The sequence below is a fragment of the Micromonospora sp. ALFpr18c genome, assembly GCF_008868155.1.
Taxonomy (GTDB): Bacteria; Actinomycetota; Actinomycetes; order Mycobacteriales; family Micromonosporaceae; genus Micromonospora.
On the sequence record NZ_WBKR01000167.1, the window covers coordinates 1 to 14,509 of the forward strand.

Consider the following 14,509-nt stretch of genomic DNA (forward strand, 5'->3'; position numbering starts at 1 on the left):
GGGTGGGGTTGCTGGCGGTGCGCAAGGGCATCCGCTGGGAGTCACCGTGGCCGGCCGACGAGCGGGAGGGTGGTCGTACCCCCGGGTCGGTGAATCTGCCCGCGGTGGTGGCGGCGGCGGCGAGCCTGCGCGCGGCGGCCGCCGACGCCGCGGCCGAGGAGACCCGGCTGGCGCCGCTGGTGGACCGGATCCGGGCGCGGGTCGCGGCGGAGGTGCCCGACGTGGAGGTGGTCGGTGACCCGGTGCTCCGGCTCCCCCACCTGGTGACCTTCTCCTGCCTGTACGTCGACGGCGAGACGCTGCTGCACGCGCTGGACCGGCGCGGCTTCGCGGTGTCGTCCGGCTCGTCCTGCACGTCGTCCACGTTGCGCCCCTCACACGTGCTGGCGGCGATGGGGGTGCTCTCGCACGGCAACGTCCGGGTCAGCCTGCACCGGGAGACGACCGAGGCGGACGTCGAGCGGTTCCTCGCCGAGCTGCCCGGGATCGTCGCCGCACTGCGCGCCGAGGCCGGGGTGGTGGGGCTGTGACGATGCCCGACGAGGTGCTCGACTGCCGGGGTCAGCGCTGCCCGCTGCCGGTGATCGCGGCGGCCCGCCGGATGCCGCAGGTGCCGGTCGGCACGGTCGTCCGGGTGCTCGCCGACGATCCGGCGGCGGCGGTCGACATCCCCGCCTGGTGCCGGATGCGCGGCCAGGAGTTCCTGGGATCGGTAACCGGCCCCGAAGGCCCCGCCTACGACATCCGCCGCACCCACTGAGGAGAGCCGATGGACGAGGAGCCCTACCAGCTACTGGCCGGTGCCCCGCGGGGACGCCAGCGATGCCGGGCATTGAAGAGCGGGAGCGTGCCCAGCCCAGCGGGCAGACCTCCGCTGGGCTGGGCACGCCGCACGTTCACCTAGCGGAGAGTGGTGGAAGGGCCATGGGCGCCGGATCGAGGGCCGTTCCATGCCGCGGCCCCGTACGGCATCTGCTGCTGACTGGCCTCCTTCACCGATCCGTGCGCCCGTGCAGGCCCGCTTGCCGTGCTCGACCGCATCTCGGCCAGCCGCGGCATCGCAGGATCAGCGACAAGCATCGATACCGCTGGTGTCCGGTTGGCGTACTGATCGAGGTACGGGCTCTGCGCGGTCTCAGGAGAGTGATCTAGACGCGGCCCAGAGTGCGTAACGGTGGGCCGGAGCGGCCACGTCGGCGGGCCGAACGGATCGAGCTGTCGACGCAGGACGGGATACCTGTCCTCGGTGCGGAACGCGTGCTGGACCAGGTTCCACGACCGGGCACCGAGGCCGGGCCGATTGATCCTGATCTGCTCGACGGCCCCGTCCAGGAGACGACCCAGGGCATCCGGGTCGTGCAGGGTGGCGCTGTCCCGGACGACGAGTTCGTAGGTCGGCGCGGACCAGTGCCGCAGGCGCAGCACGACTTCGGCGGGCCCGTTGAGCGCCGTGTCGACCCGGAGGTTCAGCTCGGCGTTCTTCAGGTCGCCGACGGCGAACTGGAGCGTGGTCGGTGAGGTCACCGACGCCCAGGCTCGCGGTTGCCCCTCGGGCGACGACATCTTGGCGATGCCGGCCCAGAGGTGATCCGTCTTCCTCCGCTCATCGTCGACGGCCTTTCGGTACGGCGACAGCGAATCCGACCCGGCGCCCCGGACCGCCGCCATCGACGCGGCGGACTCGACGCCGCCCGGGTCGCTCTGGGCTAGGGGGTTGGCACGGCCGTGTCGGGATCGCAGAGCTGCGGCGATCGCCGTCCAGCGCGCGTCGTTCCAGGACCAGTCCTGCCCCGCCTCGCCCCGCCAGAGGCCGAGCTTGTCGAGGTGCCGAGCGAGGTCCTTACGGAGCAGCTTGCGGTCTTCGTCGTCGCCGACGGACCAGCTCTTGAGCATGTCGAGGTCGGTGAGGATACCGTGCAGTACGTCGACCTCGGCGCGATCGGCCGAGGTCAGACGGACCGGCCCGGCCACCCGGAGAGGTTGCCGGGTGAGGTGTCGCGGTGGCTCACCGGAGCGGGCCCGATCCTGCGCCCACACGATGGCCCGCCCGACGCGCCGACGCCCGCTGACCCAGACGTCGCTGAACCCGTCGCGTTGCCAACGACCGAACCGCTTGAGCACACCGGCCTTGGGTGGCAGCTCGATCGGTGTGATCAGCTTGTTGGCCGCTGCCGCTCCGGAAAGGTTCTCCTGGAGAACCTGCACGAACTGCTCGCCGGAGCGGGGCTGGCTGCTCACCTCGGCGACGGCACCGGCAAACCGCGCCGCCTGGCGGTGCCGGGGTTCGTGGGTCCGCAGGTACGTCTCGCCAGCGCCGGTGACCGCCAGGACACCGGCGGCCGTGAGGATCACCGGAAGCGCCACCGGAGCGGCGATCATCCCGGCACCCGCCGCGATGCCGTAACCCAGCGCGCCCGCGGTGGTGGCCGGCACATGCTTGTAGATCATCTGGGTACGTTTGGAGATCTCGGTAGGCCGTTCGACGAGCTGGTTGATCTTGCGCTGGTCAAGTACCCGCGCGGTGTCCTGGCTGAACTTGGCCAACCACGGGTAACGCTGCGGATCGGCGGCGCGGGGCAGCACGCGATCGTCCACGGCCACGCCGTTGACGATCGCGTCCAGCAGGGTCCGGACGACACCCAGCCGGAACCGGGCGTCCCAGGCCGCCACCGCCATCGCGTCGCGGAACTCGTGGTTCTTCAGCGCGCTCCAACCGGCCCCGTAGGCCAGACCTCGTCCCAGGCCGGACAGCACACCGGCGTCCGCGAGTCCGGCCGCGCTGCCGGCGAGATGACCGATCACCTGGGACGGCACCTGCGCGGCGGAGTACTGGGTGCCGGTGCGCAGCATGTTGTGCCAGATCTTCGGCATTCCGTTGGGCAGCCCTCGATCGACCAGGTCGTAGCTCTGCCGCCCCTGCTGCCGACCGAACATGCCGACAAACCGCCGCAACAGTCGACGGCGGTGGCGCAGGTCGCTGACCTTGTCGGCCACCTCCCGGTCGATCGCGTTCGCCAGCGAGCCCACCTCCTCGGCGAGCCCTCTGAGGCCGACCTTCAGGTGCTCCGGAACCGGGAGGCCGGCTTTCAGGGACTCCGCCCACCGTCTGTACAGCTCCAGCGTGTAGTGGAACGCGTTCTCCACATACCGATTACGGCGGTGGTCCGGGCTGCCCTCCAGTGCGCGTGTGAAGCGGTCCCTCGCCCGTCCCTCCCACAGGTCGAACACCCAGTCCGAGCCGGCGCCGGCCAGCAGGCTCTGCCCGCCCTGCAGCGCGGTCGAGAGGCCGGCCAGGTCCCACCGGTGCACCTTGTGCCCCTCGACGAGAACCTGCCCGTTCGCGTCCAGCACCGCGCGAACGTCGAGGCCCACCAGACCGGTCACCAGACCGGACGCCGCCGCCATCGACAGCGCGGGGGGCGCACGTTTGGTCATCTGAGCGATGGGCAGCCCGAGCGTGCTCTTCGCCGGTCGCCCCCGCTCACCCCACCGCTTCGGGGCCGTCAGGACGACCTCCGGTGCGACGTTACGGCTCGCGTTCGCCGCCAGCGCGTCGGACGCCGCCTGGACGATGTTCATCGTGCCCGTCCCGGCGACCGAGGACCCCATCAGCGCCATCGCACGCGGCGGGTCATTGCTCAGCCCACCGGCGAAGGTGGTCCCGATCGAGGACGCGGCGACCATCCGCCGTGCGAGATGGTCGGCGAGGGAGGCCTTGCCGGTCAGGTGGGCGGGCCGGTCGACGCCCCAGACCGCGGTGTCCGAGTGGCCGTGATCCACCGCCGCGAGTTCCTCGTCGATCGCTCGGAGTTCGGCCCGTAGCACCTCCGTGGTGTGCGGCATCGAGAGGTGCTTCTTCAGCCATCGCTTCGGTCGGGTCGTGCCCCACGCACTGCCGCCGAAGTGGATCCGCCGCAGGATCGTCCGCTTGGCGTGCAGGGCCTCCGCGCTGTTCGCCCGCAGGGTCCCGGTAGGGCCGACCACCCCCTCGGCGGCGACTTGGGCGAACAGCCCCGCGAGGCCAAGCACGAGGGACCGGTCGCTCGCGTCCGACCGGATTTTCAGTCGACCGTCGACGAGCAGAGCGGAGTCGGTCAGCGCTTCCGTCCACTTGTCCACGGGAACGACGTCGACGGGCACGGTGTGCTGTTCGGCGGAGAGCAGCGGCCTGGTGCCGCCCGGTGCCGCGAACTCGACGGTCAGCGTCGCTTTGCCGGTGTCGATCGTCGCGGCGGGCAGGGCACTGCCGTGGGCGAGCGCCAGTCGCACCGCCGCCGCCGCGTGCCCGAGGATCTCCCGATCGCTTCCGCCGAGATCGGTGCGGTGGTGCAGCATCATCCGACGGACCCGGGAAGGGTCGGCTCGCCCGTCCCGGATGAACCGACGGTGCATCGTGGCCAACAGGTGCTCGCCTCGACGCGCCGCGCCGTGGTGGTCCCGCAGCACATTGAGCGAACGCAGGGCCTCGACGACCGCCAGCTCCCCCGCCCGCTGCGCGCCGGGAGCCGCGTCGAGCGGGTGCATCGCCTCGACGACCGCGTCGACCCCCGCCCGATCCTGCGGGGTAAGCGCGTTCTGCCAGCGGGACCGGTTTGCCTTGGCGAAGCGTGGCCGCGGGTCGGACTGCCACTCCGCGACGCGCGGCGGGCTGGCGTACTGCGCCGTGACAGGGCGCACGGTTGCTGATCCCACTGAGGCCGGTGCCGCCCGCCGGCTAACCGCGGTCAGATCGGGAAGGACCTCTTGCGGCCTCTGCGTCCGCACCGGCGTCACGACGGTCCCGCCGCCATCGAGCAGGTGGCTGGCCGGCCGAACGAGGATGTGGTCGACGCCGTGATCAGCCGGCCTGATCGGCACCACACTGCCGAAGCCCCCGCCCGCCAGCACCTCACGGGGCACCGCGCCGGCATGTGCAGCCGGTCGGCCCGAGCGAGGCCGATCTCGATGAGGACGGACGCCGACAGAGCGCCCACCATCCGCTCGACCACGGCCTCGGCCGGGTTCGCAGGACGTCGAGGGCTAACTCCGACCCGAGCGCGTCCTCAGCCCAGTGGATGAGGTGCCGACCGGGCACCGGCGCGGCCAACAGCACCGGCTCCTGCCAGCAGCTCAGGTGCACACCCGAGGGCACCCGGGTGAGGAGAAAAGCGGGGCACTTTCCACCCAGGGTGCCTTTCATGACCATCCTCCCGTCTGTCGCTCGTGCCCGTAACAACGGGTTGTCGAGTTACAGCGAGGTGGTCGGAAGGTTCCCGCGAGCCGTCCTGCCGGTGAAGCCCTGTCCGTGGGTCACCGGCAGGAGGCGGGCTCTCGGCCCTACGATGTCCGCCGCATCCACTGACTGTGACATCATTCGTCGATCCAGATCAGCCTCAGTCGACGGCCCGACCGGGCAAAGAGCCGCACCGCGCTGTCCGGGCTCCGAAACCTCCCGGTGAGCGCCTGCTCGTCATCGCAGAGTAGGGCGCTGTCCTCGAATGCGAGACCCCAGGCGAAGACCCGTCCGTCGATTCGGTCCCCGTGTTCCTCGCAGATCGCGAAGCGCCGGGGTGCGAAGGCGTTGGCCAGCTCGACCAGCATCAGGTGGAACTCTTTCTGCGTGCCGAGCGGTGCGGTAGCCGGATCGAGCATGGACACCTCCAACTAGTTCTTAGCTATACGTATAGCCGCATACCTTGCACTATGGAAGAGGGAACGGCAAAATAGCCCTGACGTTGAACTCACTGGAGGCGAGCCCGATGGGACCCCGGACCGACCCCTCGGCCCTGCGCTGGCTGATCGGCGCCGAACTCGGCCGCTACCGACGCGAGGCGACGATGACGCTCGTGGAACTGGCCGGCAGAACCGGCATCGGCAAGCCGAAGCTCGGCCATATGGAGACCGGGCGCTACCAGCAGTTCCCGGAGGACATCGCGGCCGTGCTCCGGGCCTGCGGAGCGGATCAGCCCGCGATCGACCGACTCACCACGCTCGCCACTCGGTCGGACGCCAAGACCTGGTGGGCACCGTGGGCCGCGGTGATGCCCGACTGGTTCAAGACGTACGTGGGCTTGGAAGGGCTGGCCGACGGCGCGTTCGTCTTCGAGTCCATGGTCATCCCCGGTCTGCTCCAGACCGAGGACTACGCCCAGGCGCTGACCCTCGGCACCGGGTTCGTCCGCCCCGACCACGCCGAGCGATTCGTGTCGTTTCGGCAGACGCGCGCCCGACGGCTCACCGACGACGACCCGCTCGTCCTGCACGCGGTCATCGGTGAGGCGGCCCTGCGGCTACGGGTCAACGGCGACGAGACCCGTCGAGCCCAGCTCGCACACCTGATCACCATGTCCGAGTTGCCGAACGTCACCGTGCAGGTGCTCCGCCCCGAGGACGGGCCGCATGCCGCAACGCCGCTCGGCAAGTTCGTCCTGCTGGACTTCGTTCACGTCCGGCCGATCGCCTACACCGAGGTGCTCGACGGGGCGATGTACGTGCAGGATCCGGACGGTGTGCGGACCTATAACATGGTGGCAGACAATCTGCGCCAGGTCGCCCTCTCGCCCGCCGAATCGCGCGCGTTGATCAGGGAGCTGGCCGGCGCGGCCTAGCCCCGGAGGCCACCGTGTCCACCCCCGACCTCGCCACCGCCCGCTGGTTCGTCAGCAGCCGCAGCGCCAACAACGGCGATTGCGTGGAGTGCGCCGTCCTGCCCGGTCAGATGGCGGTGCGAGACAGCAAGGACCGCTCGGGCCCGGTGCTCGTCTTCCCCGCGCACCAATGGTCAGCCTTCATCGCCGTGACCGCAGCCGGTGGGCTCGGAGCGTCCCGCTAAAACCACCCCGCACCCCATGACGCTCGGCCTGCCGCTTCCAGCTCAGGCAGCGTCGCGCCCCAGCCGGGGCGCCTCGGTGGTGTGCACGCGCCAGCGAGCACAGCACCGCGGGCAACCAGAAGCTCGCTCACGGCAGGAGGTGGGCGCGTACCTCGTCGGCCGCGGTGTCGCCATACGACTCGGCGAGCCGCTTGACGAACAGGTCGGGGCGGACGTCGTACTCCTGGGTGCCGACCGTCTCCAGGACCAGCGTGGCCAGCAGCGAGCCGACCTGGGCGGCGCGTTCCAGACCGAGCCCCCAGGAGAGCGCGGTGAAGAAGCCGGCCCGGAAGCCGTCGCCCACCCCGGTCGGGTCGACCGCCCGGATCTCCCGCGCGATCGGCACGTGGATCGGGTCGATGCCACGCCCGGCGATCTCCACACCGTGCTTGCCCAGCGTGGTGACCCGCACCTTGACCAGGTCCAGCAGCTGGTCGTCGCTCAGCTGCGCCTTGCTCTGCAGCAGCGACTTCTCGTAGTCGTTGGTCATCAGGTACTCGGCGCCCTCGATGAGCGCCACCACGTCCTCGCCGCCCATCCGGGCGAGCTGCTGCGACGGGTCGGCGGCGAACGCGTACCCGCGGGTGCGGCACTCGGCCGAGTGCCGCAGCATCGCCTCCGGGTCGTTGGCGCTGACCAGCACCAGATCCAGACCGCCGAGCCGGTCGGCGACCGGCGCCAGCTCGATGTTGCGGGCCTCACTCATCGCGCCGGCGTAGAACGACGCGATCTGGCACATGTCGGTGTCGGTGGTGCAGACGAACCGGGCGGTGTGCGCCACCTCGCTGACGTGCACCGAGTCGCAGTCGACGCCGTGCCGCTCCAGCCAGGAACGGTAGTCGGCGAAGTCGGCGCCGACCGCGCCGAGCAGCACCGGGCGCAGGCCCAGCTGCCCCATGCCGAAGGAGATGTTCGCCGCCACGCCGCCCCGGCGGAGCACCAGGTCGTCCACCAGGAAGGACAGCGACACCTTGTGCAGTTGATCGGCGATGAGCTGGTCGGCGAAGCGACCGGGGAAGCTCATCAGGTGATCGGTGGCGATCGAGCCGGTCACGGCGATCTTCATGTCAACCCTCGGGGTCGGGAGCAGGGCGCGGTCAGCCTACCGGCCCGGCAACCCGATGGTGTCCGGTCGGTCGGACATCGGCAACCGAGCGGTAACCCGCCTGCCGGGAGCGCTCCCCGACACGAACGACGGGGCCGCCCCGAAGGACGGCCCCGTCATCGCTGGTGCGTGGTGCGCGACTCAGTTGAACGAGTCACCGCAGGCGCAGGAGTTGCCCGCGTTGGGGTTGTCGATGGTGAAGCCCTGGGCGTCGATCCGGTCGGCGAAGTCGATCGTCGCGCCGGACAGGTACGGGGCGCTCATCCGGTCGACGACGACCTCGACACCACCGAAATCGGTGACGACATCACCGTCGAGCGAACGCTCGTCGAAGAAGAGCTGGTACCGCAGGCCGGAGCAGCCACCCGGCTGCACCGCGACGCGGAGCCGCAGGTCGTCGCGGCCCTCCTGCTCGATCAGGGCCTTGACCTTCTGCGCCGCGACGTCGGTGAGGACGACGGAAGTAGGGGCCTGGGCCTCGGTCGACTCGGTCTGCGCTGGCGTGGTCACGTGGAAGTCTCCCTGCGCGGTTTGGGTCCGGACGCACTGGCCAACGCCGCGCGCCGTCCAGTGATTCCCGGTTGTGGTCCTTTCCCGATCGTACGCCGCCCCGGCCGGACGCACCCGCGTGGCGTGACCCCCGCCGCAGGTCGACCCGGTCGTGACCCGGACGACCGGACGACTCGGACCGCTCAGCGGCTCCACTGCCGGGCCAGCCGGGCACCCAGCTCGCGCAGCCCGTCCGCGGGGCGGCTCAGCGCGGCGTCGAGCCCGCCGGCCCCCTCCCCACCGAAGTGCTCCACCAGGCTGTACGCGTCGGTCACCCCGGCCGACGCGGCCTCCCGTCGGCCGGTGCTCACCTGGCCGGCCACCACCACGCAGGGGACGCCCCGGTCCCGTGCCGCGCCGGCCACTCCGGCGACCACCTTGCCGCGCAGCGACTGATGGTCGAAGGACCCCTCGCCGGTGATCACCAGGTCGACGGTGTCCAGCGCGGCGTCCAGTGCGGTGGCCCGGGTGACCAGGCCGATGCCCGACTCGCAGCCGCCACCCACGGCGAGGATGGCCGCGCCGAGACCACCGGCGGCACCGCCACCGGGCAGCGCGCCGAGACCGACCGGGCAGCCGGGCAGGTCCCGTTCCAGCACGCGCGCGAAGCGCTCCAGCGCGGCGTCGAGCAGCAGGACGTCGGCGCGGTCGGCGCCCTTCTGCGGGCCGAACACGTTGCTGGCGCCGTGCAGGCCGAGCAGCGGGTTGTCGACGTCGGTGGCGGCCACCAGCCGGGCGTCGCGCAGCCGGGGCGCGCCGTCGAGGGCGTCGACCAGGGCCAACGCCGCCCCGCCGTACGGCAGTGCGGCACCCGCCGCGTCGAGGGGTGTCACGCCCAGCGCGGCGAGCATGCCGGCGCCGGCGTCGTTGGTGCCGGAACCGCCCAGCCCGATCATGACCGTCCGTGCGCCGCTCTCCACCGCGGCGGCCACGAGCAGGCCCAGCCCGTACGAGGTGGTGGTCTTCGGGTCGCGTTCGGCGGCGGCGAGCAGGTGCAGCCCGCACGCCTGGGCGCTCTCCAGGTAGGCGGTCGCGCCGTCGGCGGTGAGCAGGATCTCACCGGCCGCCGGCCGGCCCAGCGGGTCGACCGTCGGCACCGGTACGCGCCGACCGCCGAGGGCCTCGGCGAGCACCTCCACGAAGCCCGGCCCGCCGTCGGCGAGTGGCCGGATCAGCAGATCGTCTCCGTCGGTGACGGTGCGCCAACCGGCTGCGACCGCGGCGGCCACCTCCGGTGCGGGCAGGGTGCCGGCGAACTTGTCCGGGCAGAGCAGCACGCGCATGCCGAGCAGTGTGGCAGCCCACACCGACGGACGCGGTGGCGCGCTCGCGCTGTGGGACCATGGGGGACGTGACTTCGACCTGGGCGGAACCCTCCAACACGGCGACGGCTCTGCTGCTGCTCGGCCGGGGCAGCGACCCCGACACCGAGCGCGGCGTCGAGTGTCCGGGCGACCTGCCGGCGCCCAGCGATCCGGATCTGGTGGCCCGTGCCACGGCGGCGAAGGCGAAGCTGGGCAGCAAGGTGTTCGTGCTGGGGCACCACTACCAGCGCGACGAGGTGATCCAGTTCGCGGACGTGACCGGCGACTCGTTCAAGCTGGCCCGGGAGGCGGCGGCGCGTCCGGACGCGGAGTACATCGTCTTCTGCGGCGTGCACTTCATGGCCGAGAGCGCCGACATCCTCACCACGGACAGCCAGCGGGTGATCCTGCCCGACCTGGCGGCGGGCTGCTCGATGGCGGACATGGCCGTGCTGGGCCAGGTCGAGGCCGCCTGGGACACGCTGACCGAGCTGGGCATCGCCGCGGAGACCGTCCCGGTGACGTACATGAACTCCTCGGCTGACATCAAGGGCTTCGTCGGCCGCAACGGTGGCGTGGTCTGCACGTCGTCGAACGCCAAGCGCGCCCTGGACTGGGCGTTCGAGCAGGGGTCGAAGGTGCTCTTCCTGCCCGACCAGCACCTGGGCCGCAACACGGCGGTGCTGGAGATGGGCCTGTCGCTGGACGACTGCGTCCTCTACGACCCGCACAAGCCCGGTGGCGGCCGCACGCCGGAGCAGCTGCGCGACGCCAAGATGATCCTCTGGCGGGGGCACTGCTCGGTGCACGGCCGGTTCACCCTGGAGAGCGTCAACGACGTCCGCGAGCGGGTGCCCGGGGTGAACGTGCTGGTCCACCCGGAGTGCCGGCACGAGGTGGTCACGGCCGCCGACCACGTGGGCTCGACCGAGTACATCATCAAGACCATCGAGGCGGCGCCGGCCGGCTCGGCGTGGGCGCTCGGCACGGAGCTGAACCTGGTCCGCCGGCTGGCGTTGGCCCATCCGGACAAGCAGATCATGTTCCTGGACAAGGCCGTCTGCTACTGCTCGACGATGAACCGGATCGACCTGCCGCACCTGGTCTGGGCCCTCGAGGAGCTGGTCGCCGGTCGGGTGGTCAACCAGATCACGGTGGACGCCGACACCGCCCACCACGCCCGGGTGGCACTGGACCAGATGCTCGCCCTGCCCGGCGCATGATTACGATCCGTGACGCCTTTGGCACACAAAAGCGCCGGATCACCGATTAATGCCACACACGCCGATGTGACCGAGTCCTTTTTCGTCACCGAGGGCTATGCTGCCGGAGCGACGACGCAAGCGGGCCGTTTCGATATGGCCGCTTCCGGGGTAGCGACAAGGTTCACGCTCCCCACCATCAACACAGCAGCACCGACGCGCTGGAGGTTGCGTTGACCGACGACGTCCTGGTCGTGCATGGAGGCACTCCGCTCGAAGGGCGGATCCGCGTGCGCGGCGCGAAGAACCTGGTTTCGAAGGCGATGGTCGCCGCGTTGCTCGGTGACAGCCCGAGCCGGCTGTTCGACGTGCCGAAGATCCGCGACGTCGAGGTGGTCCGCGGTCTGCTCGGTCTGCACGGCGTCAAGGTGACCGACGGCGCCGAGAACGGCGAGCTCGTCTTCGACCCCGCGAACGTGGAGAGCGCCAGCACCGACCAGATCAACGTGCACGCCGGCTCGAGCCGGATCCCGATCCTGTTCTGCGGTCCGCTGCTGCACCGGCTCGGGCACGCGTTCATCCCCGACCTGGGCGGCTGCCACATCGGCCCGCGTCCGATCGACTTCCACCTGCAGGCGCTGCGGGAGTTCGGCGCGACGGTCGACAAGCGGCCCGAGGGTCTGCACCTGTCCGCGCCGAACGGCCTGCACGGCACCAAGTTCGCGCTGCCGTACCCGAGTGTCGGCGCCACCGAGCAGGTGCTGCTGAGCGCGGTGCTGGCCGAGGGCGTCACCGAGCTGCGCAACGCCGCGGTGGAGCCGGAGATCGTCGACCTGATCTGCATCCTGCAGAAGATGGGCGCGATCATCAAGGTGCACACCGACCGGGTGATCGAGATCCAGGGTGTGCCCAAGCTGCACGGCTACACCCACCGGCCGATCCCGGACCGGATCGAGGCGGCGAGCTGGGCCGCCGCCGCCCTGGCCACCCGGGGCCACGTCGAGGTGCTCGGCGCACAGCAGGCCGACATGATGACCTTCCTGAACATCTTCCGGTCGGTCGGCGGTGAGTACGAGGTCACCGACGCGCGTGCGCCGAAGCTGGGCGACCCGGGCCAGGAGGGCGGCATCCGCTTCTGGCACCCCGGTGGCGAGCTGAACGCGGTGGCACTGGAGACCGACGTGCACCCCGGCTTCATGACCGACTGGCAGCAGCCGCTGGTCGTGGCGCTGACCCAGGCCCGCGGCCTGTCGATCGTCCACGAGACGGTCTACGAGCAGCGGCTGGGCTACACCGAGGCACTGAACTCGATGGGCGCCAACATCCAGGTCTACCGGGACTGCCTCGGCGGCACCCCGTGCCGCTTCGGCCGGCGCAACTTCAAGCACTCCGCGGTGATCGCCGGGCCGAGCAAGCTGCACGCCGCCGACCTGGTCATCCCCGACCTGCGGGCCGGGTTCAGCCACCTGATCGCGGCGCTCGCGGCCGAGGGCACCTCCCGGGTGTACGGCGTCGACCTGATCAACCGGGGCTACGAGGACTTCGAGGCCAAGCTCGCCGATCTGGGCGCGCACGCCGAGCGTCCGTAACCCCGACCACATACTGTTCGCGCCCGGTGCACCGCGATGTGCACCGGGCGCGGCGCGTTGGCTACCCTTGCCGCGTGCCGTCGCTCTTTCGCCGCAAGTCCACCGACCTCGTCGACGAGGCCGTCACCTCGGTGACCCCCGGGGAGACCGCCGACCGTCCCCGGGGTTACACCCCGGCCAAGGGTCGGGAGACGCCGAAGCGGCCGACCGTCGGCCGTCGCCCGGCCGGCCCCAGCCGTCCTCTGACCAAGGAGGAGGAGCGGGAGCGCCGCCGCCAGTTGCGGGCCGAGGCCGCGTCGGAGTTCCGCCGCGAGGGTGGCCCCCGCGACCGGGGCCCGGAGCGGTTGCTGGCACGCAACGTGGTCGACTCCCGCCGTACCGTCGGCACCTGGTTCTTCGGCGGCGCGCTGATCGTGCTGATCGGGTCGAACGCGGCGATGCCGCCGCTGGTCCGGTTGATCTCCAACGTGCTCTGGGGCGCGTTGGCGTTGGGCGTGGTCGTCGACTCGGTGCTGATCTGCCGCAAGATCGGCAAGCTGGTCCGGGAACGCTTCCCGAAGACCGACCAGCGGATGGGCTCGCTCTACCTGTACGCGGTGATGCGGTCGATCACCTTCCGTCGGATGCGCGCTCCGGCTCCTCAGGTGAAGCTCGGCGAGAAGGTCTGAGCGCCGCGCCGCGATGAGCGGCATCGGATGAGCACGAAGCATCCGGGGCACGGTCGCTCGTTGTACCGTTCGCATAGTTCACCCTGGTGAACAGGTCGTCGCTGTGCGGTGCAACCACACTGATCCCCTGGAGCGAAGCCATGTCTCCCGAGCCGGCCGCCCCGCTGACCACCATCGCCAGCGCCCTGCGTCGGGAACGGGAACGGGTCGGCATCTCCCTGACCGAGCTCGCCCGCCGGGCCGGGGTCGCCAAGTCCACGCTCTCCCACCTGGAGTCCGGGACCGGAAACCCGGGCGTGGAGACGCTGTGGGCGCTCAGTGAAGCGCTCGGCGTACCGCTCAGTCGGCTGGTGGAGCCGGCCGCGGACGGCGTACGGGTGATCCGGGCCGGCGACGGCCCGCAGGTCCGCTCGGAGCAGGCCGACTTCACCGGCACCCTGCTCAGCGCCGGGGCCGCGCATCTGCGGCGGGACATCTATCTGATCAGGTTGGAGCCCGGCGCGGTCCGTACCGCGGACGCGCACACGCCGCGCAGCGTCGAGCACGTGGTGGTCGCCGCCGGGCGGCTGCGGCTGGGGCCCGCATCGGGCCTCGTCGACCTCGATCCCGGCGACTACGCCACGTTCCCCGGCGACGCGCCGCACCGCTACGAGGCGCTGCGTCCGGGCACCTTCGCCGTCCTCGTCATGGAGCATCCCTGACCCTGGGGCGGGTGTCCCGCGCGAGCCGCTGGGCCGATGGTTGGGATATCGTCGAAGGTCAGATTGGGTTATAGACCCAAATGTCCGAAACCATGGGATAACGTTTGCGCCCATGGGCGGTGCCACAGTGGCGGTGAGAGAGCCCACGCCGTTACCCTCCATCCGCAGCCACGCCCTGCTGGAACGGGCGACCTGACCGGCACGCGAGGCCCCAGCGCGACAATTTGCAACGAGGTGACAACGCCGTGAGCGAGCGGACGCGAGCCGGCCACCGGGGCGTGGCAGGCGGCGACCGGACGCCCGGCGGTCACTGCGGCACGACCGCGGACGGCGCACCTCGGACGGGGATCGGCCGAACGGCCGGGTGTGGCGACGGGCTCGGCGGATGAGCGGGCGCTACACCGACCGGTGGCGGGATCCGAACGAACCGTCCTGGGTGGTCGAACCGACCACCGAGTGGCATCCCCAGTTCCCCGGCCAGCGCTACCCCGGCGACATCGGGATGTCCCACCAACCACCCCCGCCGCCACGCGGCCGGGCC

Annotated in this window: 13 protein-coding genes; 8 read left to right on the plus strand and 5 right to left on the minus strand. The window is 71.1% G+C overall.

From position 1 onward, the window contains the following. Positions 1-530: aminotransferase class V-fold PLP-dependent enzyme (locus F8271_RS24160; protein ID WP_151492119.1), on the plus strand; the 530-nt coding region annotated here is incomplete at its 5' end. Then, positions 527-760 (plus strand): sulfurtransferase TusA family protein, encoded by a 234-nt coding sequence (locus F8271_RS24165; protein WP_151492120.1) that lies wholly within the window; start codon positions 527-529, stop codon positions 758-760. The genes F8271_RS24160 and F8271_RS24165, both read left to right, overlap by 4 nt. 140 nt (positions 761-900) lie before the next feature. On the opposite strand, the gene F8271_RS24170 is transcribed toward F8271_RS24165, so the two are convergent. Beyond that, positions 901-4,677: a hypothetical protein gene (locus F8271_RS24170; protein ID WP_151492121.1), complete on the minus strand. Its 3,777-nt coding sequence runs from the start codon at positions 4,675-4,677 to the stop codon at positions 901-903. A gap of 672 nt (positions 4,678-5,349) precedes the next feature. Then, positions 5,350-5,637, minus strand: coding sequence for a hypothetical protein (locus F8271_RS24175; protein WP_151492122.1), 288 nt, complete (start codon positions 5,635-5,637; stop codon positions 5,350-5,352). Between the two features lie 101 nt (positions 5,638-5,738). Between F8271_RS24175 and F8271_RS24180 the strand changes: the two genes are divergently transcribed. Then, entirely contained in the window at positions 5,739-6,587 is an 849-nt protein-coding gene (locus tag F8271_RS24180) for a helix-turn-helix transcriptional regulator (protein ID WP_151492123.1), read from the plus strand. 14 nt (positions 6,588-6,601) lie between these two features. Next, positions 6,602-6,811, plus strand: a complete 210-nt coding sequence (locus tag F8271_RS24185) for a DUF397 domain-containing protein (RefSeq protein ID WP_151492124.1) — start codon at positions 6,602-6,604, stop codon at positions 6,809-6,811. Between the two features lie 127 nt (positions 6,812-6,938). On the opposite strand, the gene F8271_RS24190 is transcribed toward F8271_RS24185, so the two are convergent. The 3 genes from F8271_RS24190 to F8271_RS24200 all read right to left on the minus strand — a co-directional run bounded on the left by F8271_RS24190 (position 6,939) and on the right by F8271_RS24200 (position 9,787). Further along, a complete protein-coding gene (locus F8271_RS24190) occupies positions 6,939-7,916 on the minus strand; it encodes a carbohydrate kinase family protein (RefSeq protein WP_151492125.1) in 978 nt (325 codons plus the stop codon). Positions 7,917-8,096: 180 nt separating this feature from the next. After that, a complete protein-coding gene (gene erpA, locus F8271_RS24195; RefSeq protein WP_007463211.1) occupies positions 8,097-8,465 on the minus strand; it encodes an iron-sulfur cluster insertion protein ErpA in 369 nt (122 codons plus the stop codon). Positions 8,466-8,647: 182 nt separating this feature from the next. Next, entirely contained in the window at positions 8,648-9,787 is a 1,140-nt protein-coding gene (locus F8271_RS24200) for a glycerate kinase (RefSeq protein WP_151492126.1), read from the minus strand. A 68-nt stretch (positions 9,788-9,855) separates the two neighbouring features. On the opposite strand from F8271_RS24200, the gene nadA reads away from it, so the two are divergent. The 4 genes from nadA (at position 9,856) to F8271_RS24220 (ending at position 13,968) form a co-directional block, all read left to right on the plus strand. Then, entirely contained in the window at positions 9,856-11,031 is a 1,176-nt protein-coding gene (gene nadA, locus F8271_RS24205; protein ID WP_151492127.1) for a quinolinate synthase NadA, read from the plus strand. 212 nt (positions 11,032-11,243) lie between these two features. Next, positions 11,244-12,599 (plus strand): UDP-N-acetylglucosamine 1-carboxyvinyltransferase, encoded by a 1,356-nt coding sequence (gene murA / locus F8271_RS24210; protein ID WP_151492128.1) that lies wholly within the window; start codon positions 11,244-11,246, stop codon positions 12,597-12,599. Positions 12,600-12,673: 74 nt separating this feature from the next. Then, positions 12,674-13,267: a DUF3043 domain-containing protein gene (locus F8271_RS24215; RefSeq protein ID WP_151492129.1), complete on the plus strand. Its 594-nt coding sequence runs from the start codon at positions 12,674-12,676 to the stop codon at positions 13,265-13,267. A gap of 140 nt (positions 13,268-13,407) precedes the next feature. Further along, entirely contained in the window at positions 13,408-13,968 is a 561-nt protein-coding gene (locus F8271_RS24220) for a helix-turn-helix domain-containing protein (RefSeq protein ID WP_151492130.1), read from the plus strand. Positions 13,969-14,509: the final 541 nt, after the last annotated feature.